Origin of the sequence: Microbacterium sp. I2 (assembly GCF_051364985.1) — a bacterium.
GTDB lineage: Bacteria > Actinomycetota > Actinomycetes > Actinomycetales > Microbacteriaceae > Microbacterium.
Genome location: NZ_JBLWIH010000023.1, coordinates 55,150 through 77,476 on the forward strand (window position 1 = coordinate 55,150; position 22,327 = coordinate 77,476).

Annotated in this window: 20 protein-coding genes; 14 read left to right on the forward strand and 6 right to left on the reverse strand. The window is 69.8% G+C overall.

Annotated features, from left to right (window positions below; all coding sequences use genetic code 11):
* Positions 1 to 6: 6 nt before the first annotated feature.
* Positions 7 to 1,233 (forward strand): MFS transporter, encoded by a 1,227-nt coding sequence (locus tag ACLKM7_RS17205; protein ID WP_436448521.1) that lies wholly within the window; start codon positions 7 to 9, stop codon positions 1,231 to 1,233.
* A 12-nt stretch (positions 1,234 to 1,245) separates the two neighbouring features.
* Here ACLKM7_RS17205 and ACLKM7_RS17210 read toward each other — a convergent pair whose 3' ends face one another.
* Entirely contained in the window at positions 1,246 to 2,196 is a 951-nt protein-coding gene (locus ACLKM7_RS17210) for a LysR family transcriptional regulator (protein ID WP_436448522.1), read from the reverse strand.
* A gap of 147 nt (positions 2,197 to 2,343) precedes the next feature.
* Between ACLKM7_RS17210 and ACLKM7_RS17215 the strand changes: the two genes are divergently transcribed.
* The 4 genes from ACLKM7_RS17215 to ACLKM7_RS17230 all read left to right on the forward strand — a co-directional run bounded on the left by ACLKM7_RS17215 (position 2,344) and on the right by ACLKM7_RS17230 (position 6,602).
* Positions 2,344 to 3,363, forward strand: coding sequence for a VOC family protein (locus tag ACLKM7_RS17215; protein WP_436448523.1), 1,020 nt, complete (start codon positions 2,344 to 2,346; stop codon positions 3,361 to 3,363).
* Between the two features lie 64 nt (positions 3,364 to 3,427).
* Positions 3,428 to 4,393 carry a fumarylacetoacetate hydrolase family protein gene (locus ACLKM7_RS17220; protein WP_436448524.1) on the forward strand — a complete coding sequence of 322 codons (966 nt, stop codon included), beginning with the start codon at positions 3,428 to 3,430 and terminating at the stop codon, positions 4,391 to 4,393.
* Between the two features lie 50 nt (positions 4,394 to 4,443).
* Entirely contained in the window at positions 4,444 to 5,580 is a 1,137-nt protein-coding gene (locus tag ACLKM7_RS17225; RefSeq protein WP_436448525.1) for an FAD-dependent oxidoreductase, read from the forward strand.
* Positions 5,577 to 6,602, forward strand: coding sequence for an amidohydrolase family protein (locus ACLKM7_RS17230; RefSeq protein ID WP_436448526.1), 1,026 nt, complete (start codon positions 5,577 to 5,579; stop codon positions 6,600 to 6,602). Before ACLKM7_RS17225 ends, ACLKM7_RS17230 begins: the two co-directional genes overlap by 4 nt.
* Before the next feature lie 77 nt (positions 6,603 to 6,679).
* Here ACLKM7_RS17230 and ACLKM7_RS17235 read toward each other — a convergent pair whose 3' ends face one another.
* The 3 genes from ACLKM7_RS17235 to ACLKM7_RS17245 form a co-directional block, all read right to left on the reverse strand.
* Positions 6,680 to 7,912, reverse strand: coding sequence for an MFS transporter (locus ACLKM7_RS17235; protein WP_436448527.1), 1,233 nt, complete (start codon positions 7,910 to 7,912; stop codon positions 6,680 to 6,682).
* A 108-nt stretch (positions 7,913 to 8,020) separates the two neighbouring features.
* Positions 8,021 to 9,643: a peptide MFS transporter gene (locus tag ACLKM7_RS17240; RefSeq protein ID WP_436448528.1), complete on the reverse strand. Its 1,623-nt coding sequence runs from the start codon at positions 9,641 to 9,643 to the stop codon at positions 8,021 to 8,023.
* 124 nt (positions 9,644 to 9,767) lie between these two features.
* Positions 9,768 to 11,171 carry an MFS transporter gene (locus ACLKM7_RS17245; protein ID WP_436448681.1) on the reverse strand — a complete coding sequence of 468 codons (1,404 nt, stop codon included), beginning with the start codon at positions 11,169 to 11,171 and terminating at the stop codon, positions 9,768 to 9,770.
* Between the two features lie 97 nt (positions 11,172 to 11,268).
* Here ACLKM7_RS17245 and ACLKM7_RS17250 point away from each other — a divergent pair, with 97 nt between their 5' ends.
* Complete coding sequence (locus ACLKM7_RS17250) at positions 11,269 to 11,982, forward strand: GNAT family N-acetyltransferase (RefSeq protein WP_436448529.1); 714 nt, start codon at positions 11,269 to 11,271, stop codon at positions 11,980 to 11,982.
* Positions 11,983 to 11,991: 9 nt separating this feature from the next.
* Here ACLKM7_RS17250 and ACLKM7_RS17255 read toward each other — a convergent pair whose 3' ends face one another.
* Positions 11,992 to 12,216 carry a hypothetical protein gene (locus tag ACLKM7_RS17255; RefSeq protein WP_436448530.1) on the reverse strand — a complete coding sequence of 75 codons (225 nt, stop codon included), beginning with the start codon at positions 12,214 to 12,216 and terminating at the stop codon, positions 11,992 to 11,994.
* A gap of 2 nt (positions 12,217 to 12,218) precedes the next feature.
* Positions 12,219 to 13,025 carry an SDR family oxidoreductase gene (locus tag ACLKM7_RS17260; protein WP_436448531.1) on the reverse strand — a complete coding sequence of 269 codons (807 nt, stop codon included), beginning with the start codon at positions 13,023 to 13,025 and terminating at the stop codon, positions 12,219 to 12,221.
* A gap of 391 nt (positions 13,026 to 13,416) precedes the next feature.
* Between ACLKM7_RS17260 and ACLKM7_RS17265 the strand changes: the two genes are divergently transcribed.
* The 8 genes from ACLKM7_RS17265 to ACLKM7_RS17300 all read left to right on the forward strand — a co-directional run bounded on the left by ACLKM7_RS17265 (position 13,417) and on the right by ACLKM7_RS17300 (position 22,259).
* Positions 13,417 to 14,352 (forward strand): cyclase family protein, encoded by a 936-nt coding sequence (locus tag ACLKM7_RS17265; RefSeq protein WP_436448532.1) that lies wholly within the window; start codon positions 13,417 to 13,419, stop codon positions 14,350 to 14,352.
* A gap of 92 nt (positions 14,353 to 14,444) precedes the next feature.
* Complete coding sequence (locus ACLKM7_RS17270; RefSeq protein WP_436448533.1) at positions 14,445 to 14,609, forward strand: hypothetical protein; 165 nt, start codon at positions 14,445 to 14,447, stop codon at positions 14,607 to 14,609.
* Positions 14,610 to 14,913: 304 nt separating this feature from the next.
* Positions 14,914 to 16,047 (forward strand): o-succinylbenzoate synthase, encoded by a 1,134-nt coding sequence (gene menC / locus ACLKM7_RS17275; RefSeq protein WP_436448534.1) that lies wholly within the window; start codon positions 14,914 to 14,916, stop codon positions 16,045 to 16,047.
* A gap of 123 nt (positions 16,048 to 16,170) precedes the next feature.
* A complete protein-coding gene (locus tag ACLKM7_RS17280) occupies positions 16,171 to 17,085 on the forward strand; it encodes a hypothetical protein (protein ID WP_436448535.1) in 915 nt (304 codons plus the stop codon).
* Between the two features lie 92 nt (positions 17,086 to 17,177).
* Positions 17,178 to 18,530, forward strand: a complete 1,353-nt coding sequence (locus ACLKM7_RS17285) for an alpha-hydroxy-acid oxidizing protein (protein ID WP_436448536.1) — start codon at positions 17,178 to 17,180, stop codon at positions 18,528 to 18,530.
* Positions 18,531 to 18,677: 147 nt separating this feature from the next.
* Complete coding sequence (locus ACLKM7_RS17290; protein WP_436448537.1) at positions 18,678 to 20,054, forward strand: TrkH family potassium uptake protein; 1,377 nt, start codon at positions 18,678 to 18,680, stop codon at positions 20,052 to 20,054.
* Positions 20,047 to 20,748, forward strand: coding sequence for a potassium channel family protein (locus ACLKM7_RS17295; RefSeq protein ID WP_436448538.1), 702 nt, complete (start codon positions 20,047 to 20,049; stop codon positions 20,746 to 20,748). The genes ACLKM7_RS17290 and ACLKM7_RS17295 overlap by 8 nt, the downstream gene beginning before the upstream one ends.
* 125 nt (positions 20,749 to 20,873) lie before the next feature.
* Positions 20,874 to 22,259, forward strand: coding sequence for a glycine--tRNA ligase (locus tag ACLKM7_RS17300; RefSeq protein ID WP_436448539.1), 1,386 nt, complete (start codon positions 20,874 to 20,876; stop codon positions 22,257 to 22,259).
* The last annotated feature ends 68 nt before the right edge of the window (positions 22,260 to 22,327 follow it).

A 22,327-nucleotide genomic window follows, 5' to 3' on the forward strand; every position in this document is an offset into this window, starting at 1 on the left:
CGGGTCATGACCATGACAACGACGCCCATCGAGCAGGCGTCCTCTCCGCCACGCCTGCCCGTGCGCGCACTGCTCATCCTGAGTTTCGCCGTGCTCGTCACGGTGACCGCCGAGTCGCTGCCTGCGGGACTCATGCCCGAGATGTCTGCCGATCTGGGCGTCTCTCCGATGCAGATCGGACTGCTCATCTCGGTCTGGGCGCTCACCGTCATCGTGACCAGCATCCCGCTTGCGAAGGTGCTCTCTAGGGTGGACCGGCGCCTTGTCGTCGGGGGCTCGCTCGCGGTGTTCGCGCTGGCGACGATGGTCACGGCCCTCTCGCCGTCGTACCCCTTCACGTTCGCGCTGCGTATCGTGTCGGCAGCCGCGCACGGTGTGTTCTGGGCGGTCGTGATCGTGTATGCCAGTTCGCTGCTCGCGCCGTCCCACCTGGGGCGCGGTCTGGCTCTTGTGACGGCGGGCGGCACGGCCGCCACGGTCGCCGGTCTTCCCGCGGCCACACTCCTCGCGCAGGCGGTCGGCTGGCGGGCCGCGTTCGCCGTGCTCGGCGTGATCGCCCTGGTGATCGGCGTGATCGTGGTGCGATGGATGCCGCGCTACGCGCCCGGGACGGTATCGTCCGGCGAGCGCGCGGTGGTGTTGTGGCGCGACCCCTCGCTGCCGGCGCTGCTCGCGTTCGGGGCGGCGGCGGTCCTCATCGCGGTGGCGCAGTTCGCGTCGTTCACCTATATCCGTCCCTACCTCGAGGTGTCGGCCGCGATCGGCACCGAGTGGGCGGCGGGGCTCCTGTTCGCCTACGGCCTGGCGGGTATGGGAGGCGTCGTGGTCGCAGGGTTCCTGGCGGACCGGCTTCCGCGCAGCTCGCTGGTGGCGATTCTCGTCGCCTTCGCGGTGGCCTTTGCGCTGCTCACCGTCGCTGCCGGATCGCTGGCGGTCGTGATCAGCGCGCTCCTGGTGTGGGGCTTCGCGATCGGCGCGCTCTTCCCGCTTCTGCAGACGACACTCATGCGGGTCGCCACCGAACGCACCCGCACTCTCGCCAGCGCAGGAATCGTCGTGCTCTTCAACGTCGGCATCGCCGTGGGGCCCTGGCTCGGCGGGGTCATGGGCGGCGAGACCTCCCCCACGGTCACGACCGCCGTCTCGTCCGCTGCCATGGTGGTCGCGGCGATCTTCGGCGTGGTCGGCGTGCTTCTCGCGGGGCGGCGATTGGCCGTCACAGCGCGCGACTGACGGCCGCTCGCCTCACTGTGGAGGAGCGGTGACGTGGGCTCCGGCATCCACGATCCCTCCCGCCTCGACGAAGAGATCGCGCATCCACGCATGCTCGGGATCGCGACCGTGCACCGGATGCCACCACAGCGCGTTGGTCAGAGGCGTGGGTTCGAACGGCAGCCGCACGGTGCGCACCCCACCGGTGCGGAGCGCCAACGGTGCGATCGCGGTCTGGATGATCGCGATGCGAGACGTGCCCGCGACGAAGTGCGTCATCGACAGGAAGCTCTCGACGACGACCTCGATGCGCGGCTCGATGCCCAGCTGCTGCACCTGTCGTCCGGCTGAGGTGAACGCCGAACGGGACTGGTAGGTCATCGCCCACGGCAGCTCGGCCAGCTGCGTCATCGTCAGGGTGTCGCCGACGGCGTCGTTCGAATCCGCGACGAGGGCGACCCAGTCGTCGTGCCACAGATCCGCGTACGGAAGATCCGACAGCGGGCCGTGCGGAATGATGATGCCGTCAGCCGACCTCAGGCGCGCGGCGGCGTCGTCGACGATGGCGGGGTTGTGCAGCATGAACCGGAATCGCACGCCTGGTGCCCGCTGCGCGGCGAGCCTCGACACCACGCTGCCGACGGTCACGAAGCCGTAGTCCGACCCGTAGATCGAGAACTCGCGAGTGGACTCCTCGGGCGACCATGTCGCCTGGCTCTCGAACACCCTGCGGGTGGCTTCGAGTGCTGCCGCGGTGTGGTCGGCGAGGTGTACGGCGAACGGCGTCAGTTCATAGCTGTTGCCCCGGCGGGCCAGGATCGGATCGTTGAAGTGCGTCCGCAGGCGCGCCAGCGAGGCGCTCAGTGCCGGCTGGCTGAGATGCAGGCGCTCGGCTGCGCGTGTCACGCTGCGCTCGGTCAGCAGGGCGTCGAGCGCGACGAGCAGATTGAGGTCGAGGCGGGACAGAAGCGGTCGGTCGGACACGTCGGCGTGTTCCTCCGGGTCGGGCGCCGAGGACATAAACAGCGCTGATCGAGCATATAGCGGGAATCCGCTTTGCTGATAGATCGCGGACGATCACGATGGAAGGACAGGGCGCAGCTGTCCGTGTGGCTTCCGAAAGGATCGAAGATGATCAAACTCCTCTCCCACCTCTCATACGTGGCGATCACGTCGCCCGACGTCGAGGCGTCCGTTCGCTTCTACGAAGAGCAGGTCGGGCTCACCGTGGTCGACCGGATCGACGGCGCCGTCTACCTCCGCTGCTGGGGCGACTACTACGCGTACTCGGTCGTCGTCGTGCCGGGCGACGAGCCGTCTCTCGAGACCATGGCGTGGCGCACCTCGAGCCCCGAGGCGCTCGAAGAGGCGGCGAAGCGCATCGAGGCCGCGGGCGTGCAGGGCGAGTGGATCGAGAACGTGCCTCGCATCGGCCGCGCGTACCGGTTCATCGGACCCTTCGGCCATTCGATGACCCTCCACTGGGACGTCACGCGCCACCAGGCCTCGCCCGAGGCGGAATCGACCTATCCCGACCGCCCCGCGAAGCGCTCGAAGGTCGCCGGCGCCCCGCGCCAGCTCGACCACGTCACCATCGCGACGAGCGACGTCGACGCGTTCGTGCAGTGGTACGTCGACGTGCTCGGCTTCCGCTTCATGGCCCGCACGGTGCTCGACGAGGCCCCGATCTCGGTCTTCTCGGTGCTCACGACCAACGAGAAGTCGCACGATCTCGGCGTCGTCCTGGACGGATCGACCCGCGCCGGCCGCGTGAACCACTACGCATTCTGGGTCGACACCCGCGAGGAGCTGCTCATCGCCGCCGACGTGCTGATCGAGAACGGTACCCCCATCGAGTACGGCCCGTCGATCCACGGGATCGGCGAGCAGAACTTCCTCTACTACCGAGAGCCCTCGAGCCTGCGCATCGAGCTCAACACCGGCGGCTACCGCAACTACGTCCCCGACTGGGAGGCGAACACGTGGAAGCCGTCCCAGGGGTCGAACAACTTCTACCGCAACAGCAGCATGCCGATGTCGATGACCGAGTCCTTCCCTCCGGCCGACGGCCCGAGCGCGACCGAGGAGGGCGTGCCCGACGAGATCAAGGACGCCCTGTTCAATCCCTACGCCAAGCACGGCCAGGGCTGACAAGACCCGGCGGGGGCGGCTGGTCGACCGGCCACCCCCGCCGCACCACACTTCAGGAGATTCCATGACGACGACGTCGCACGGCCCGAACGCCCCCTTCGCCCTCGCCCGCTTCCGGCAGGGCGATTCGCTGCGTCTGGGCCTGGTCGCCCACGATCGCATCCGTCCCCTTTCGGACGAAGATCTCGGTGCGGCATCCCTCAATCACTTCCTGGCCGACCCGGCGTGGGACCGCCTGGCTGCTCTCGCGGAACAGGACGGGGAGTGGATGCCACTGGCCGACGTCACCTTGACGGCTCCGGTCGAGCCGCGCCAGGTGCTGCAGACCGGCGCGAACTATCGCCAGCACGTGATCGAACTGGTTGCCGCCAGCTTGACGAACAACACCGACCGCACCATCGACGAGGCGCGCGAGGCTGCGGCGAGGATGATGGACGAGCGCGCCGCTCACGGCGAGCCGTACTTCTTCATCGGCCTGCCCGCGTGCGTCGTCGGCGACGACGTGCCGCTCGCCTTGCCGGCCTACAGCGAGGTGCACGACTGGGAGCTCGAGCTCGCCGTCGTCATCGGCCGTGAGGCGTTCCGCGTCTCGCGCGGGGAAGCGCTCGGCCATGTCGCCGGATACACGATCGTCAACGACATCACGACGCGCGACCTGGTGTTCCGCAAGGACATGAAAGAGATCGGCACCGACTGGTACCGCGCGAAGAACGCACCCGGGTTCCTGCCGACGGGTCCTTTCCTCGTGCCCGCGCCGTTCGTCGACGGCTCGAACCTGAGCGTGCGTCTCGAACTGAACGGCGAGGTGATGCAGGATGCCTCCACCAGCGATCTGCTGTTCGACATCCCGGCGCTGGTCTCGGGGGCGTCGCAGACGATGCCACTGCTTCCCGGCGACATCCTTCTGACCGGCAGCCCGGCAGGCAACGGCCAGCATTGGAAGAGGTTCCTGCGCGACGGCGACGTGATGACCGGAACCATCGAAGGCCTCGGCACCCAGGTCGTCCGCTGCGTCACGGAGACCGGCTGACGCGCCGCCCCGCACGAAACGACATCCCGATAGAACAGAGAGGTTCTGACATGACCGCCGTACGCAAGGTCGCCGTCATCGGCGCGGGAGTCTCGGGTCTCGCCGCCGCCATCCAGCTCGCGAAGGCGGGCGTCGAGGTCGACGTCTTCGAGGCGAAGCCCGAACTCAGCGCGCTCGGCTCCGGCATCTCCCTGCAGGGCAACGCCCTGCGAGTCTTCGACGCCCTCGGAGCCTGGGGCGACATCCGCGCCGCCGGGTACCCGTTCGAGGGGCTCCACCTGCGGGCTCCCGGCCCAGACGCCCCGATCGTCGCGGAGCTGCCCGACGTCAAGACCGGCGGGCCGGACTACCCCGCGGGGATGGGGATGCCACGTCCCGCGCTCGCGCGGATCCTGCTGGCACACGCGCGGAATGCCGGCGCCGATGTGCGCTTCGGCACGAAGCTCACCGGCCTCGAGACCGGCACCGCGGACGCAGTCGAGGTGATCGTCGACGGCCGGAGCGCGGGCGATTACGACCTCGTGATCGGCGCCGACGGCCTGCACTCGACCGTGCGCGATCTCATCGGCATCGAGCAGAAACCGCAGCCGACAGGCATGGGCATCTGGCGCACGTTCGTGTCGCGCCCGGCCGAGGTCGTGCGCAGCGAGCTGTACTACGGCGGTCCGGTCTACATCGCCGGATACACGCCGACCGGTGAGGACACCATGTACGCGTTCCTCGTCGAGAAGGCGCAAGACCGCTTCGCCGTCTCGGACGAGGAAGCCACCCGCATCATGCTCGACGAGTCGCGCGCGTACGGCGGCCCGTGGAACTCCATTCGCGCCGACCTCGAGAAGGGCGCGCGCGCCCACTACACGTGGTTCACTCAGCACCTGGTGAGCGAGCCCTGGAACCGCGGCCGGGTGGTGATCATCGGGGATGCCGCGCACTCGTGCCCGCCGACGATCGCGCAGGGCGCAGCCCAAGGTCTCGAAGACGCCCTCGTCATCACCGAGCTGCTCACCTCGCGCGATGCCGTCGACCAGGAGCTGTGGAACGAGTTCCACGCACGGCGCCTGCCGCGTGCGACGGCCGTCGTCGAGGCATCCGTCCAGCTCGGTCAATGGCAGATCGACGGCAACCGGGATGCGGATGCCGGCGGCCTGATCTTCGGCATCGCGCAGAAGATGGCGCAGCCGGCATGAGCGACCGCACCATCGCCGGGGTGACCGACGTCCACGCCCACCTCCTGCTGCCCCCGGTCCACGCCGAAGTCGAGAAGCGCGCACCCGAGCTCGTCGCCGAAGCGGCGGACCTCGAACGTCGCCGCAACGGGATCGAGAGCATGAAGGTCTCGGGGCCGATGGTCAGTGCCCGCATCCCGGAGCTCACCGACGTGCGCGAGCGCCTCGCGTCGATGGATGCCCAGGGCGTCGAGAAGCAGTGGGTCAGCGTCTCGCCGAACCACTTCTACCCGTGGGCGCCGGAGGGTCTAGCCGTGTGGGTCGCTGGAGAGACGAACCGGCTCATCGCCGAGCACGTCGCCCAGGCGCCTGACCGCCTCGTCGGTCTCGGCGTCGTGCCGCTGCAGCATCCGTCCCGCATCGTCGAATACCTGGACGACGCGGTGCTCGGCCGCGGTCTCGCCGGCGTCGAGATCTCGTCGTTCGCCGGCGATGTCGAGCTGTCGGACGAACGGCTGGAGCCGTTCTGGGCGCGCGCGGCGGAGCTCGGCTGCGTCGTGTTCCTTCACCCCTTCGGCTGCACTCTCGACGAGCGGCTCGACCGGTTCTACCTGGCGAACACCGTGGGTCAGCCGGTCGAGAACGCTGTGGCGCTGTCGCACCTGATCTTCGCCGGCGTGCTCGACCGGCACCCGGGGCTGAAGATCGTGGCTGCGCACGGCGGCGGCTACCTGCCCACCGCGATCGGCCGTTCCGACCACGCGTGGCGTGTGCGGCCCGACGCGCAGGGCTGCGCGCACGAGCCGTCGAGCTACCTCGAGAAGATCTGGTTCGACACCGTCGTGCACGACGCGGGCGCGCTGCGGCATCTGATCGAGGTCGCGGGTGCGTCGCAGGTCGTTCTCGGCAGCGACTTCCCGTTCGACATGGGGCTGGATGACCCGGTGGCCTTCGTGCGCGCGGCGGGCCTGAGCGACGACGTGGCCGATCGCGTCCTCGCCGGCAATGCCGAGGCGCTGCTGCAGACCACTGTGCGCGCATGAGGCTCAAGCCGGACTGAGCTCCGCGGAACGAGAGAGGGCCGGATCCCGTCAACGGGATCCGGCCCTCTTCGTATGCCTCAGCGGGTGGCGGGCGCCGGCTTCGGGGCGCGCCGCATGGTGAGCGTGAGCACCACGGCGACGACGGCCGCCGCGATTCCGACCGCACCCACCGCTACGGGCAACGGGGCACCGGTCGCACCGGTGATCACGCCCATGATGATCGGGGTGACGAACTGGCCGAAGAAGAACGAGGCCGTCCACCAGCCGGTGGCGCGGCCGCGTTCCTCGAAGCGGGTGCGCGACACGACCCACGTGACCAGCGAGGGCAGCAGGATGCCGGAGCCGAAGCCCGCCACGATCGCGCCGATGAGCACGCCGGCGAACCCGCTGACGAGCCAGACGATGATCATGCCGGCCGCCTGCAGGCCGAACGCCACCGGAAGCAGCACGCCGATGCCGGCACGCGCGATACGCGGAAAGGTGAGCGCCGCAGCGGCCGTGGCCAGTGAGGCGATCGCCGAGACGAGCCCGATCGTGGCGGTGTCGTTCGCCGCGACGCCCGTCCCCACCACCAGGTAGCTCACCTCGATGATCATGACGTAGAACGTGAAGCCGCCGAACACGGTGACGAGGATCGGCAGGCCGAGGATGCGCCACGGCACCCGCGCTTTCTCGCCGGCAGCGATGTGCGCGTCCGTCGAGTCGCCGCGACCCGGTTCCCACAGCGCGAAGATCATGACGATCGCGATGGGAGCGGCGATCGCATAGATCCAGAACGGGGCGTGCCAGCCTGCCGAGCCGACGGCCCCGCCGATCGCGATGAAGACCGTCGCGCCCAGGGTGGTCGCGACCGTCTGCAGGCCGAGGTACTTGTTGCGCCGGCGTTCCTCGTGGAAGTAATCGACGATGAGCGTCGTGCAGACGGTCATGATGGCGGCTTCGAAGACGCCGACGAACGCGCGGCTGATGAGGATGCCGGTGAGGCTGTCGATCCACGCCGGCACAGTGCCCGCGATCGCGTACGCGAGCATGGCCACGATCAGCAGGTTCTTGCGCCCGAGCCGGTCGACGATCTGTCCGGCGAACGGCGCGAAGATCGCGATCATGAGAGCCGGGATCGCCACGATCATCGGCACCAGCACGTCGGCGCCCGGCTGATCGCCGAAGTGCTGCGAGAGCTGGGGCAGGACGGGCGTGATGAGGACCGACCCCATCACGGGCATGCAGCTGCCGGCCAGCAGGAGGGCTGCCTGCCAGGCTCCGGCGCGCCGGGCAGACGTCTTCTCGACGTCGAGAATGGGCTTCGTCATTGAATCTCCTTCGACTCACCCTCATTGAAGGGCGTCGAAGGGCATCAGCGAAGACCGATTAGGTTATCGCGCTCATCGATGCCGGTTATGGCCGGGCCGCGGCATCCGTCAGCGCACGCCCTTCATGAGCGCCAGCACCGGCTTGACCGAGAACCACAGCGCGATGCCGAGGCCGATCGCGATGAAGCCGAGGATCGTGAAGTACGGCACCTCGTTCTTCGGGTCGTAGAACTGGGCGAGCCAGCCGGCGATCGACGTGCCGAGCGCGACCGACAGGAAGTACAGCGCCACCATCTGCGTGTGGAAGCGCTGTGGCGCGAGCTTGGTCGATGCCGACAGCCCGACGGGCGAGATGAAGAGCTCGGCGATCGTGAACACCAGCAGGATGCCGACGATCGCGAGGAGAGGCGTGGAGTTCGCAGCGCCGTTCGCCCACGGGAGGAAGAGCAGGAACGCGATGCCCATGATGATGGCTCCGAGTGCGAACTTCACGGGGGTCGAGGGCTGACGCGTGCCCATCTTGGTCCAGATCGCGGCGAAGACGCCCGAGAGGATGATGACGAAGATCGGGTTGATCGAATTGACCCACGAGACCGGCATCTCCCACCCGAGGATGCTGCGGTTCAGCTGCTGGTCGGAGTAGATCGTCAGCACCGTGAACTGCTGCTGGTACAGCGACCAGAAGCCGACGTTCACGATGAACAGCGGAATGAAGGCGAAGACGCGTGAGCGCTCGACGGCGGTGATCGCGCGGGATGCCACGATGACCGCGAAGTACGCGACGGTCGCGCCGAGCGTGACGATGATCACGATGCCGGCGAGATTGTCGGCGCGGATGACTCCTATGAGAACCAGGGCAGCGATGACGATGAGCCCACCCACGGCGATGCCGACCACGAGCAGCCGGCGGTTCGCGGGCAGCGGGTTCGGCACGATCCGCGACGAGGCAGGAAGCTGCTTGCGGCCGAACGAGTACTGCAGCAGACCGAGCGCCATGCCGACGGCGGCCGCGGCGAAGCCGGCGTGGAAGCCGATCGACGACTGCAGGGCTCCGGTGACGATCGGGCCGAAGAACGCGCCGAGGTTGATGCCGAGGTAGAAGAGCGAGAAGCCGGCGTCTCGCCGCGGGTCCTTTTCGGCGTACAGCGTGCCCACGACCGAGGTGGCGTTCGCCTTGAGTCCGCCCGAGCCGACGGCCACGAGCACCAGACCGACGCCGAGGCCCCACACGTTCGGCAGCACCGCGAGCCCGATGTGGCCGAGCATGATGACGATCGCGCTGTAGAACAGCACGCGCTCCGAGCCCAGCAGGCGGTCGGCGACCCACGCGCCGAGGATCGTCGAGAGGTAGACGGTGCCGCCGTACGCGCCGACGATGCCGGTCGCGACGGCCTGATCGATCCCGAGACCGCCTTCGGCGACCGTGTAGTACATGTAGATGAGCAGGATGCCCTGCATGCCGTAGAAGCTGAACCGCTCCCACATCTCCACGCCGAACACGTGCGCGAGCGCCCACGGCTGGCCGAAGAACCTCGTGTCGTGGTCCGACTCGTCATCGACCGCCGTGGCGGTCGTGGCGGCGGCGTCGGTTCCGCTCGCCTCCGCGGCTCGCCGCCCGGCACGCGTCGACGCATACGGCTCGCCCGCCGCGGTGGCGCCCTCGGGCGGTCCCACCGGCATCTGCTCGGGCTCGCGCTCGTCGCGCCGATCCCCGTCGTCTCGCCGATTCATGCGCCGCTCCTGTCCCCCGTGACAATGACGTCAGGCTAGCGGCCGTATCCGCCCGGTGTCAGTACGCGGCTCGCCAGTCACGATCCGCGCCCGGGTGTGCAGCTGGTGCACGGTGATCGCGACGTCACTCGGGGAGGGACGGATGCCGCTCCTGCGGCGCTCGCCGGGAGGGGATGAACAGGGCGATGACCAGGGCGAGGATCGCAGCGGCGCCGCCCAGGATCAGCGACACCGTGAAGCCCGTCGACGTGGGAACCGGAACGCCCTCGAAGTCGATGGCGTAGCTGGCCAGCACCGCCCCGATGACGGCCGCCGCGGTGCTCGTTCCGAGCGAGCGGAACAATGCGTTCAGCCCGTTCGAGGCGCCGGTCTCGTTCTGCGGCACCGACCGCATGATGAGCATCGGCATCGAGGCGTAGCCGAAGCCGATGCCCGCGCCGATGAGGATGTTCGCGACGAGGAGATGCCACACCTCCGACGAGAACAGCAGTGTGAATCCGTACGCGACGATCAGTGAGAGCGCACCGAGCAGCAGCAGGAGCTTGGGTCCGGTGCGCTGGGCGATGCGCCCCGCGATCGGCGAGAGCACCATCATCACGATCCCCGAGGGCATGACCACGAGGCTCGCGGCCAGCAGCGAGAGGCCGAACCCGGCGCCGGTGGCGACGGGCAGTTCGAGCATCTGCGGGTACACGACGTTCGACGCGAACAGCGAGAAGCCCATCGCGACCGATGCGATATTGGTGAGCAGCACGGCGGGGCGTGCGGCGACCCGCAGGTCGAGCAGCGGCTCGGCGATGCGCAGCTCGAACCACCCCCACAACAGCAGCACGGCGAGGCCGCCGAGACCCGAGACCAGCACCGCGGGCGAGGTCCAGCCCCATTCGTTCCCACGTGAGATCGCCAGGAGGATCCCGACCAGACCCACGGCCAGCCCGCCCGCGCCGACGAAATCGAAGCGGCCCGCCGTACGCAGCACGCTCACCGGGACGATCCACAGCACCAGGCCGAACACCACGACGCCGAGCCCCGCCGACAGCCAGAAGATCATGTGCCAGTCGGCGCGCTCGGTCACCACGGCGCTGATCGGAAGGCCCAGCGCCCCGCCGACGCCGAGGGTCGCGCTCATGAACGCGATCGCGGAGTCCACATGGCTCTCGTGCAGCACGTCGCGCAGGATCGAGATGCCCAGCGGCACCACGCCGACGATGGCGCCTTGCAGAGTGCGCCCGACGATGATTCCGATGATGCCGGGCGAGAACGCGGCGATGACCGAGCCCACGACCATCACCGCGACGAGCACGAGCAGGATGCGGCGCTTGCCGTACATGTCGCCCAGGCGCCCCGAGATCGGCGTGATGACCGCCGCCGCGAGCAGCGTCGAGGTCACGACCCACGCGGTGTCTTCCCGGCTGGCGTCGAGCAGCTCGGGCAGCTTCGACTGGATCGGCACCATGAGCGTGAACATGAACGACGAGCACAGCCCCGCGATCGCCAGGACCGCCACGATCGCGCCCTGCCGCGGCATCCGGGTGAGTCGTCTTCTCGCGTCCTCATCCCGATCAGCCATCCGTCCAGGCTATCGGCGCCGCGAGGGAGGGGCTCTGCGGGTGCAGACTTGGGGGATGGGTGAGACAGCGACTCCGCCGGGCATCGGAATCCGTCCTCTCGACACCGTCGAGGAGGTGTTCCGCGCCTCCGAGGTGCTCGCCGAGGTGTGGGGCGGCGACCGCGGCGGCATGCCGCCGAACCTGCTGCGCGCCCTCGCCCACGCCGGCAACTACGCCGTCGGCCTCTACGACGGCGACCGCATGGTCGGGGCATCCGTCGCCTTCTTCGCGGCGCCCGCGACGCGCTCGATGCACAGCCACATCACCGGCGTGCTGCCCGACCACCAGTCGCAGGGGCTCGGCCGGGTGCTCAAACAGCACCAGCGCGAGTGGGCGCTGGCCCGCGAGGTGGGGCACATCACGTGGACCTTCGACCCGCTCGTCGCCCGCAACGCGCACTTCAACCTGCGCGTGCTGGGCACGCGCGTGACCGAGTACCTCGTGAACCACTACGGCCCGATGGACGACGGCGTCAACCGCGGCGACGAGACCGATCGCATCATGGTGTCGTGGGCTCTCGCGGCGCCTCCCGTGCCGACTCCCCCGGCCGAGCGCGTGGTCGCGTCGGTCGAGATTCCGCACGACATCGAGACACTCCGGAGGGAGGCGCCGACGGATGCCGCGGCCTGGCGCATCCGCGTGCGTGACGAGCTCGTCGCGCACCTGGCGCAGGGCCTGCGGATCGGCGGCTTCGACGACGCGCGCGGCTACCTGCTCGTGCGCGAGTAGGCGGCCGCTTCAGCCCTCCGGATCCTTCGTGGGATCGCCCGGCCGCACGTCGGCGTCGTCGCGGATGTCGATCCGCGTCACCCCGGGCCGATGCGTCACGTCGATCCGCGGGTCGGCATCGGATTCGACCGCGCCGGGAGCGGCCAGCAACTGGTCGCGGCGCTTCTCCTCGTGCGTCATGCCGGTCGTGTCGTCCGGCGCCTGATCCTTGCCGGTCTGTCGTTCGCTGTCCATCGTCATCCCTCTCGCCATGAGTCGTCCGTCAAGTGCGATCCCGCCTGCGGGCCCATCTGCAGCATCCCGCCGTCCACGCTCCAGCTCGCGCCCGTGACATAGCTCGCCGCGGGCGACGCGAGGAAGGCGATGACGGCCGCCACCTCTTCCGGCTTGCCGGGCCGGCCGAGCGGGATGCCGGGGCGATGGGTGTGCTCGGCATCCTCCGAGTCCATACGGTTGATGGGTGTAGCGATCTCGCCCGGTGCGACGGCGTTCGCCGTGACCCCGTGCTCGCCCAGCTCCTGCGCCATCGTCGCGATGAGCCCGCCCAGGCCGTGCTTGGCTGCGACATAGGCGGCCGAGCCGACGCGCGGCTGCGTCTCGTGCACGCTGGTGACGGCGATGAGCCGCCCGCCGCGGCCGGCGCGGACCATGTGCCGGGCGGCGGTCTGCAGCCCGGCGAATGCACCGTCGAGATTGAGCGCGACGATCTGCCGCCAGTCCGCGAGGCCGACATCGAGGAACGGCCCGCCCGATCCGCCGCCGGCGTTGTTGACGAACACGTCGATGCCGCCGAGGCGCTCGATCAGCTCGTCGAGGGTGGGGCCGACGCGGTCGAGGTCGGTCGCGTCGAACTGCGCCACCTCGGCCGTGCGCCCGCGTTCGCGGACGGCCTCTGCGGTGCGCTGGGCGCCCTCCTCGTCGGAGTGCCACGTGATGCCGACGTCCAGGCCTGCGTCGGCGAGAGCGAGCGCGGTCGCCTGGCCGATGCCGGAGTCCGAGGCGGTGACGATCGCGCGGCGGGGTGCGAAGTCGAAGGTCTCCATGGCCTCGACGTTAGGCGTGCCTCGCGCCCGTCGGCACGGGGTTGCCATCGCGCTCTCGAGGGGTTAACGGGCGAGGCCGCTCCGCTGGGCGTCGAGCGCCGCTCCGCTGGGCGTCGAGCGCCGCTCCGCTGGGCGTCGAGCGACGCTCCGCTGGGCGGACAGTCGTTCCGCCCGACTGAGATGCGCTGCTCCGCCGGCGGAGATCCACCGCTCCGCCCGGCGGAGAATGTCGCGGCCGGCGGAGAATCGCTGCTCCGCCCGGCGGAGATCCGCTGCTCCGCCCGGCGGAGGATGTCGCGGCCGGCGGAGGATTTCTGCCAGATCCTCCGGCATCGGCGCCATTGTCCGCCGGGCGGACGACCGCGGATCGCACGGCCCGTATTCTGACGCCATGCCGCAGACCCCCGCGCAGTACCGCGCCCACTTCGACTTCGACATCCGCTTCGCCAACGGCGGCGGACTCGTCGGCACGGGCTTCCGGCTCGACCTGCCCTCGGCCGACCTCGGCGAGGCCGAGGTCGCGACCCTCCTGATCCAGCATCTCGGGCTCGCGCTGGTGGACGACGTCGAGCTGCGTGGCCTGCGCATCGTCGAAGAGCCCCACCGCGGCAGCCGCGGGGTCGAGACGGCCCCGGATCGTGTGGGCACGGCCTCGCATCGCGTCGTCGATCTGAGCCACCCGATCCGCGCCGGGCTCGTGACCTACCCCGGGCTGCCCGCGCCGACCATCACCCCGCACCTGACTCGCGAGGATTCACGTGCGCGCTACGCGCCGGGCACGGAGTTCGCGATGGACGTGATCACGATGATCGGCAATACCGGGACGTACCTCGACTCTCCGTTCCACCGCTACGCGAAGGGCCCGGACCTTGCCGGTCTCGACCTGGCGTCGCTCGTCGGGCTGCGCACGGAGGTGTTCCACTTGGAGGACGCGTGGGACGCCGCGCGCCGAGGCATCCGTCCCGAGACACTGGCCGATCGTGACGTGCGGGGCGCTGCCGTGCTGCTGCACACCGGCTGGGACCGGTGGTTCGGGCAGCCGGAATACGGCACGGGAGCGCCGTTCCTGACCGGCGAGGCAGCGCAGTGGCTCATCGACGCGGGCGCCGTGCTCGTGGGCATCGACTCGCTCAACATCGACGACACCGAGTCCGGGGGCGAGCGGCCCGCGCACTCGCTGCTGCTGGGCGCCGGCGTCCACGTCGTGGAGCACCTGACGAACCTCGGCGAGCTGCCGCCGCGCGGTGCGCGCTTCACCGCCGCGCCGCCGCCCGTCGAGGGATTCGGCACGTTCCCGGTGCGCGCGTTCGCCGAGATCGACGGCTGACCAGCGGGCGGACGTTCACCGGGACGGCGCCGGGAATCCGGCTGAGCGCGCCACGCTCGAGCCGGGGCGACGACACCCACGCCGTCGACGACGTGCACGGCTCCGACGGCCTCGTCGTCACCAAACCGTCGGGTGGGCGATCCCCGCGCGAGGACCGGCTCGTGACGCGCGACGGGTCCGGCAGCGGTCCCGAGGTCGCCGACGCGCTGGACCTCAAGGTCAGCACTGCAGCGCGCAACGATCCGCGCTTGCGCTGAACCCGATCCGCTCCTGACGTATTTGGCGCCCGCGATGCCGCTCCTTCACTCCGAACAGAGGAGGAGCGCCATGCGCGAGCACATCGAGACACTGATCGCCTCTTGGGGCGGTGCCAACCGCGGAGCACGCGGCGTTCCGCGGCGGCGACGGCCCCGTCGCGCCCGGTCGACCTATGTGGGCGTCCCGCGCGAGGGGACCGGCGCGCGGTTCGCCCACTGACGCGTCGAATGGCGCACATTGCGGTCCCGGCCCTTACACCGGGACGAAGTGCGCGACTCGAACGGCCCGGCGTACGCTGACCGCATGCCCATCGCCCGGCCCGCTGCATCCGTCGCCCTCGAAGGATTCGAGCTGCGTGTGCTGCACCTGCCGCTCGTGTCGCCGTTCACGACGTCGTTCGGCACAGAGACGGTGCGTGAGGTCATCGTCGTGCGGGCCCTGACGTCCGACGGGGATGGCTGGGGCGAGATCGTCACGCAGGCCGGCCCGCTCTATTCGAGCGAGTACACGCAGGGAGCGTGGGACGTGGCGCTGCGGTTCCTCGCGCCCGCACTCCTGGATCGCACGCGTCTGGCGGCGGAGGACGTCGCCGGCGTGCTCGAGCCGTTCAAGGGGCACCGCATGGCGAAGGCCGGGCTCGAGCTGGCGGTCCTCGATGCCGCGCTGCGCGCCGAGGGGCGCGCGCTCGGCGAGTACCTGGGTGCGGTGCGCGATCGTGTGCCGAGCGGGGTGTCGGTTGGGATCCAGCACGATCCGGCGGCGCTCGTCGACACCGTCGGCCGCTATCTCGACGAGGGCTACGTCCGGATCAAGATCAAGATCAAGCCCGGACGGGACGTCGCCGACACCGCCGCCGTGCGCGATGCGTTCGGCACGATTCCGCTGCAGGTCGACGCGAACTCCGCCTACACGCTGGCGGATGCCGCGACCCTGGCCGAGCTCGACCGCTTCGACCTGATCCTGATCGAGCAACCGCTGCAGGAGGACGACCTCGTCGACCACGCCGAGCTCGCGCGGCGGCTGCGCACCCCGGTGTGCCTGGACGAGTCGATCGTGTCGGACAAGGCCGCGGCGGACGCGCTGGCGCTGGGCTCGGCATCCGTCATCAACATCAAGGCCGGGCGGGTGGGCGGCTACCTCGAGGCGGTGCGCATCCACGACCGCGCCCGTGACGCGGGCGTGCCGGTGTGGTGCGGCGGCATGCTCGAGACCGGGATCGGCCGCGCGGCGAACGCCGCCCTCGCCGCCCTGCCGGGCTTCACCCTGCCAGGCGATGTGTCGGCGTCGAGCCGCTTCTACACGCGCGACGTCATCACCGAGCCCGCGGTGCTCGAGGACGGCCATGTGCGCGTGCCGGCCGGCCCCGGCCTGGGCGTCGAGATCGACCCCGTCGCGCTGGAGGACTTCACCGTCGCGCGCGAGACCCTCACGCGGTAGCTCGTCGGAGCCCTCGTCATGTGCCTGAGTCGTCCGCAATTCAGTCTCCGCGCGGACAGGGTGCCGCGACACGCCGTCGGTGGGGTTCGTAGGCGTGCGAGGGGACTGAGTTGCGAACGGGGGATGCCGCGTGCCCGCGCGAGGCGCAGCGTCGCGGTGCTGCTCGCGGGCGCACTCCTGCTCGCCGGATGCGCGGTCGGCCCGACCGGGACGAACGGTACCCGGGGGGCTTCGGGGAGCCCCGATGCGACCTCTGGAGTCGCACCGACGCTGCCCGCCGGGGTCACCGTGGAGCTGGTGCAGCTGCGCGCCGATGTCGCGCCGCGACAGGCGCAGGTGCACGTGACGAACGGGTCGGACCAGACGCTGACGATCGGCGAGGTCCGCGTGGAGGATCCGCGGTTCGAGGGTCCTGCGACGCGGGTGGTCGCCGGCCGCACGAGCACGGTGCCCGCCGGGCGCAGCGTCGATGTGCGGGTGCAGCTGCCCGACGTCGACTGCTCGGCACCCGAGGACGGCGAGCCCGAGGTCATGCTCGAGCTGGATTCCGCTTCCGGAAGGGCCGAGATGACGGCATCCGCCACCGACCCGCTCGGTTTCGTCGCGCCGCTGCACGAGCGCGAATGCCGGGAAGAACGACTGACGGATGCCGCAGCCCTGGCATTCACCGGATTCCAGGAGTCGGCACCGGGCGAGGCGGCTGTACTCGAACTCACCGTGACACCGACGGGCGAGGGGGAGGCGACGATCGCCGGAGTGCAGGCCACGAACCTGCTCGACTTCGGGCCGGCGAGTGTCGACGGCGCGTATCCGCTAGACCTCTCCATCGCAGCGTCGGGCACCGAGCCGATCGTCGTGGAGCTGCCGCTCGTGCCGTTCCGCTGCGATCCGCACGCCGTGCAGGAGGACAAGCGCGGCACGATCTTCGACGTGCGCGTCGTCGTCGAGGGCGAGCCGGGCGAGATCGAGCTGTTCGTCGGTGACGAGCTGCGCGGCCGTATCCTGTCGTGGGTCGCCGCCTGGTGCGGCTTCGGCTGATTCCGCCCCCCACGCTCCTCGCGGAGGTCGCAGGGCTGAGCAGGGCAGGGCAGGGCAGAGCAGGGCGGCGGGGTGAGATCTAGGCTGTGCGCATGGCTCAGAGCAGCTCGGGGGGCAGCGTCGCCCCGCAGGATCCCGTCGCCACGTCGCGGGGCATCTCGCGCCGGACGCAATCCGAGATCTATCGCGCCGGCATCAGCGGCACCCGTCCTCGCGTGCCGGTCGATGCCGATGCGCTCGAGGCGGCGGCACGCAAAGCGCTCAGCCCCGAGGCGTTCGCGTACATCGCCGGGGGAGCGGGAGCCGAGCGCACCGTCGCAGCCAACCGGGCGGCGTTCGGTCGATGGCAGGTCTGGCCGCGTCCGCTCCGCGATGTCTCCGAGCGGGACCTGTCGACCGACCTCTTCGGGATCCGCCGCCCGACGCCGCTCCTGCTCGCGCCTCTTGGAGTCATGGAGCTCGCGCACGCCCGCGCGGACTTCGCGGTGGCGCGAGCCGCAGCATCCTTCGGCGTCCCGTACGTGCTGTCGAACCAGGCCTCGGTGCCCATGGAGGACGTGGCGGATGCCGCGCCCGCCGCGCCGCGCCTGTTCCAGCTGTACTGGTCGGCCTCGGACGAGCTCAACGCGTCGCTGCTGCGGCGGGCAGAGGCATCCGGATGCGAAGCCGTCGTCGTGACGCTCGACACGCACCTGCTCGGCTGGCGCACGCGCGATCTCGACCTGGCTCACCTGCCGTTCACGCGGGGACTCGGCATCGCCCAGTACACGAGCGATCCCGTCTTCCAGCAGCTCGTCCGTGAGCGGGTGAGATCGCAATCGGCGACCCCGACCGATCCCGCACCGGCGGTCAGGCTCACGCCCAGGACGGTGGTGGCCGGCGTGAGCATCGCCCGCAAGGGCGAGGCGCTGACCGGGTCGCGGAACGTCCGCGACAACCTGCGCTCGCCGTTGCCACGCGCCGCGGTCGAGACGTTCCTCGATGTCTTCTCTACGCCCGCGCTCACGTGGGACGACCTCGCGAAGGCGCGGCAGTGGACGAACCTCCCGATCCTGCTCAAAGGCATCGTGCATCCCGACGACGCGATCCGGGCGCTGGATGCCGGCATGGACGGCATCTGGATCTCGAACCACGGCGGGCGCCAGATCGACCAGTCCGTCCCGACGCTCGAGGTGCTGCCCACGATCGCCGACCGCGTCGCGGGGCGTGTGCCGATCGTGTTCGACTCCGGCGTGCGCCAGGGGTCCGACGTGTTCATCACGCTCGCGCTGGGCGCGACCGCCGTCGCCCTCGGCCGCCCCTACGCATACGGCCTGGCCCTCGCGGGAGAGGAGGGCGCGCGCGAGGTGGTGCGAAACGTCCTCGCCGAACTCGACATCACCCTGGGACTGTCGGGCCACACCTCGGTCGCAGAGCTCGGGCGCGAAGCGCTGCGCCCGGCGTGAGCCGCCCCCGCCCGCACCCCGCCGGTCGGGCGTGTCGCGCCGGGTTCCGCCACACCGTGTGGATTTCGTGAGGATGCCCGGGGCCGCGCCGTGAGGATTCCGTGAGGGCACGCCGGGTGCCATCTCTCGCGCACCTAACGTGTCGGAGTGACTCGTCCTGCTCCACCGCTGTCCGCTCGCCGGCGCGTCACTTTGCGACGGTTCCAGCCGAAGCCCGCCCAGGCGGTCGTGGCGGGCTTCGCCGCAGTCATCGCGGTGGGCACCGCGCTGCTCATGCTGCCGATCTCGCGGACGGGACCCGGCGGCGCGTCCTTCGTCGAGGCGCTGTTCACCGCGACGAGTGCCGTGTGCGTGACCGGATTGACGGTGGTCGACACTCCCGTGTACTGGACCGGCTTCGGCCAGGCGGTGATCCTGCTGCTCATTCAGCTCGGCGGGCTCGGCATCATGATCTTCGCGTCGCTGATCGGACTGATCCTTGCGCGCAAGCTGTCGGTCCGGTCGCGGCTGTATGCGGCGACAGAGGCGAAGGCGCCGGGTCTGGAGGACGTGCGCGGTATCGTCCGCGGCATCGTGCTGATCTCGCTGGCCATCGAGGCGGCCGTGTTCGCCCTGCTGTTCCTCCGGTTCTCGGTGAACTACGGGTACTCGGTCGGCGACGCCGCCTGGCACGGGCTGTTCCACGCCGTCTCGTCGTTCAACAACGCCGGCTTCGCGCTCTACAGCGACAACCTCATGCCTTTCGTCGCCGACCCGTTCATCTGCCTGCCGATCGCGGGCGCGGTCATCCTCGGCGGGCTGGGTTTTCCGGTGATCATGCAGTTGCGCAAGGAGTTCCGGCGCCCGCTGCACTGGGCGATGAACACGAAGATCGTGCTTGCCGCGACCGCATTCCTCCTCGTGGCGGGCACGGTGTACATCGGCGTCATCGAGTGGAGCAACCCGGCGACTCTCGGGCGGCTGGACCCGTGGGCGCGTGTGCTGGCGGCCTTCTTCCAATCCGTGCAGACCCGCACCGCCGGGTTCAACTCCGTCGACATCGGTGCGCTGCACGACGAGACGTGGCTCGGCATGGACGTGTTGATGTTCATCGGCGCGGGCCCCGCGAGCACCGCCGGCGGGATCAAGGTCACCACGTTCGCGGTCCTCTTCTTCATCATGCTCACCGAGCTGCGGGGCGAGGGGGCCGTCAACATCTTCGGCAAGCGCCTGTCGCGAGCCGTGCACCGGCAGGCGATCACCGTGGTGCTCATCGCCGTCGCGGCCGTGAGCGCCGGAACGGGCGCGATCATGCTGCTCTCCGGAGAGAACCTCGATCGTGCGCTCTTCGAGACGGTCTCGGCGTTCGGCACTGTCGGCCTGTCGACGGGCATCACCGCGGATCTGTCCGATCCCGCGCGGATCGTGCTCGTGCTCATGATGTTCCTCGGGCGGCTGGGGCCGCTCACCCTCGGATCGGCGATCGCGCTCCGCGAGCGCCGCATCCTCTACGAACTCCCGAAAGAGAGGCCCGCAATTGGGTAGGTTTTCGCACTTCGGTGCCATCGATCGGTCTCGGCGCGTCGCCGAGGCGGGCTCCGTCGCCGTGATCGGCCTCGGGCGGTTCGGACGTGCGCTCGCCCTCGAGCTGATGGCCGGTGGAACGGAGGTCCTCGGGATCGACCTCGACGAGGACCTCGTCCAGTCTCTCAACGGAGAGCTCACGCAAGTCGTTCGGGCTGACTCGACCAAGCGGGAGGCTCTCGAGCAGCTCGCGGTCGACGAGTTCGACCGCGTCGTCGTGGCCATCGGGGGCGACGTCTCGGCCTCGATCCTGACCTGCTCGGTGCTGCTGAGCATGGACATCCCGGCGATCTGGGCCAAGGCCGTGACCGACCAGCACGGGCTCATCCTCGAGCAGCTCGGGGTGCACAAGGTGATCTACCCCGAGAAGGACATGGGGCGCAAGGTCGCGCACCTGGTGCGCGGCGCCGCGCTCGACTTCATCGAGATCGCCCCCGGATACGCGATGGTCAAGGCGCCGGCGCCGTCGTCGATCCAGGATGCGCCGTTGGGCGAGACCGGCTTGCGGCGCAGCCACGGGGTCACCGTCGCGGCTTTCCAGCACGCCGGCGACCCGTGGGCCAACGCCGACAACCGCACCGTGCTGCACGCGGGCGACACGATCCTCGTCGTGGGCAAGACGCGCGACGCGGAGGCCTTCGCACAGCTTCTCTGAACCGATGGGCGGCCGCCGGCTCTGAGCGCCCCGGCGCGGGAGCACGACGCGGATAGAATCGACGGATGCCGCGCTCTCGGCATCCCGCACCTTCGTGCAGCCCCCACCCGACCATTGGAGCCACCGTGGCCGAGCAGTCCCGCCTCGACAAAGTCATCGCCCTCGCCCGTCACCGCGGGTTCGTGTTCCAAGCGGGTGAGATCTACGGCGGATCCCGGTCGGCATGGGATTACGGACCCCTCGGCACCGAGCTCAAGGAGAACATCCGCCGCCAGTGGTGGCAGACGTTCGTTCGCGGCCGCGGCGACATGGTCGGCCTCGACTCGTCGATCATCCTGCCCAAGCGCGTGTGGGAGGCATCCGGTCACGTCGCCACCTTCACCGACCCGCTGGTGGAGTGCCTGCAGTGCCACAAGCGGTTCCGCGCCGACAACCTGATCGAGGACTTCGAAGCGCGCAAGGGCCGCAAGGCCGAGAACGGACTCGCGGATGTCCCGTGCCCGAACTGCGGCACCAAGGGCCAGTACACCGAGCCGAAGGCGTTCTCGGGACTGGTGAAGACCTACCTCGGAGTCGTCGACGACGAGTCCGGCCTGTACTACCTGCGGCCCGAGACCGCGCAGGGCATCTTCGTGAACTTCGCGAACGTCCTCACCGCCTCGCGTAAGAAGCCCCCGTTCGGCATCGGCCAGGTCGGCAAGGCGTTCCGCAACGAGATCACGCCGGGAAACTTCATCTTCCGCACGCGCGAGTTCGAGCAGATGGAGATCGAGTTCTTCACCCCTCCGGCCGACGCCGACGAGTGGTTCAAGGCGTGGGTCGAGGACTGCTGGAACTGGTTCATCGACCTCGGCATCGACCCGGCCAACATGCGCCGTTACGACGTGCCCGAGGATGATCGCGCGCATTACTCGGCGGGCACGATCGACGTCGAGTACCGTTTCGGCTTCCCCGGCAAGGAGTGGGGCGAGCTCATGGGTGTCGCCAACCGCACCGACTACGACCTCTCCAGCCACGCCGAGGCGTCGGGCCAGTCGCTGTCGTACTTCGACCAGGCATCCGGCGAGAAGTACGTCCCGTACGTGATCGAGCCGTCGTTCGGGCTCACCCGCGCCATGATGGCGTTCCTCGTCGACGCGTACCACGAGGAGGAGGCGCCGAACGCGAAGGGCGGCACCGACACCCGTACGGTGCTCAAGCTGGATCCGCGCCTGGCTCCGGTCAAGGCGGCGATCCTGCCGCTGTCGCGCAACGAACAGCTGTCGCCCATCGCACGTGAGGTGGCAGAAGACCTGCGCGGCGAGTGGAACATCGACTTCGACGACGCCGGCGCGATCGGCCGCCGTTACCGTCGCCAGGATGAGATCGGCACGCCCTTCTGCGTCACGGTCGACTTCGACTCGCTCGACGACCGTGCCGTGACCGTGCGCGATCGCGACACGATGGGTCAGGAGCGCGTGCCGCTCGAGGGCCTGCACGCCTACCTCGCAGAGCGTCTGAAGGGGGCGTAGCGCCGCACGACGTTCGCCCACGCGACTCTTCCCGATGTCCCCGGTGCCGCCTAGGGTCGGAGGCGATC

Coding starts and splice junctions, on each gene's coding strand:
- ACLKM7_RS17285 (WP_436448536.1), top strand. CDS start 17,178: ATGGCTCAGAGCAGCTCGGGGGGCAGCGTCGCCCCGCAGGATCCCGTC.
- ACLKM7_RS17235 (WP_436448527.1), bottom strand. CDS start 7,912: ATGACGAAGCCCATTCTCGACGTCGAGAAGACGTCTGCCCGGCGCGCC.
- ACLKM7_RS17250 (WP_436448529.1), top strand. CDS start 11,269: ATGGGTGAGACAGCGACTCCGCCGGGCATCGGAATCCGTCCTCTCGAC.
- ACLKM7_RS17215 (WP_436448523.1), top strand. CDS start 2,344: ATGATCAAACTCCTCTCCCACCTCTCATACGTGGCGATCACGTCGCCC.
- ACLKM7_RS17255 (WP_436448530.1), bottom strand. CDS start 12,216: ATGGACAGCGAACGACAGACCGGCAAGGATCAGGCGCCGGACGACACG.
- ACLKM7_RS17220 (WP_436448524.1), top strand. CDS start 3,428: ATGACGACGACGTCGCACGGCCCGAACGCCCCCTTCGCCCTCGCCCGC.
- menC (WP_436448534.1), top strand. CDS start 14,914: ATGCCCATCGCCCGGCCCGCTGCATCCGTCGCCCTCGAAGGATTCGAG.
- ACLKM7_RS17245 (WP_436448681.1), bottom strand. CDS start 11,171: ATGCCGCGGCAGGGCGCGATCGTGGCGGTCCTGGCGATCGCGGGGCTG.
- ACLKM7_RS17280 (WP_436448535.1), top strand. CDS start 16,171: ATGCCGCGTGCCCGCGCGAGGCGCAGCGTCGCGGTGCTGCTCGCGGGC.
- ACLKM7_RS17205 (WP_436448521.1), top strand. CDS start 7: ATGACCATGACAACGACGCCCATCGAGCAGGCGTCCTCTCCGCCACGC.
- ACLKM7_RS17230 (WP_436448526.1), top strand. CDS start 5,577: ATGAGCGACCGCACCATCGCCGGGGTGACCGACGTCCACGCCCACCTC.
- ACLKM7_RS17260 (WP_436448531.1), bottom strand. CDS start 13,025: ATGGAGACCTTCGACTTCGCACCCCGCCGCGCGATCGTCACCGCCTCG.
- ACLKM7_RS17240 (WP_436448528.1), bottom strand. CDS start 9,643: ATGAATCGGCGAGACGACGGGGATCGGCGCGACGAGCGCGAGCCCGAG.
- ACLKM7_RS17265 (WP_436448532.1), top strand. CDS start 13,417: ATGCCGCAGACCCCCGCGCAGTACCGCGCCCACTTCGACTTCGACATC.
- ACLKM7_RS17225 (WP_436448525.1), top strand. CDS start 4,444: ATGACCGCCGTACGCAAGGTCGCCGTCATCGGCGCGGGAGTCTCGGGT.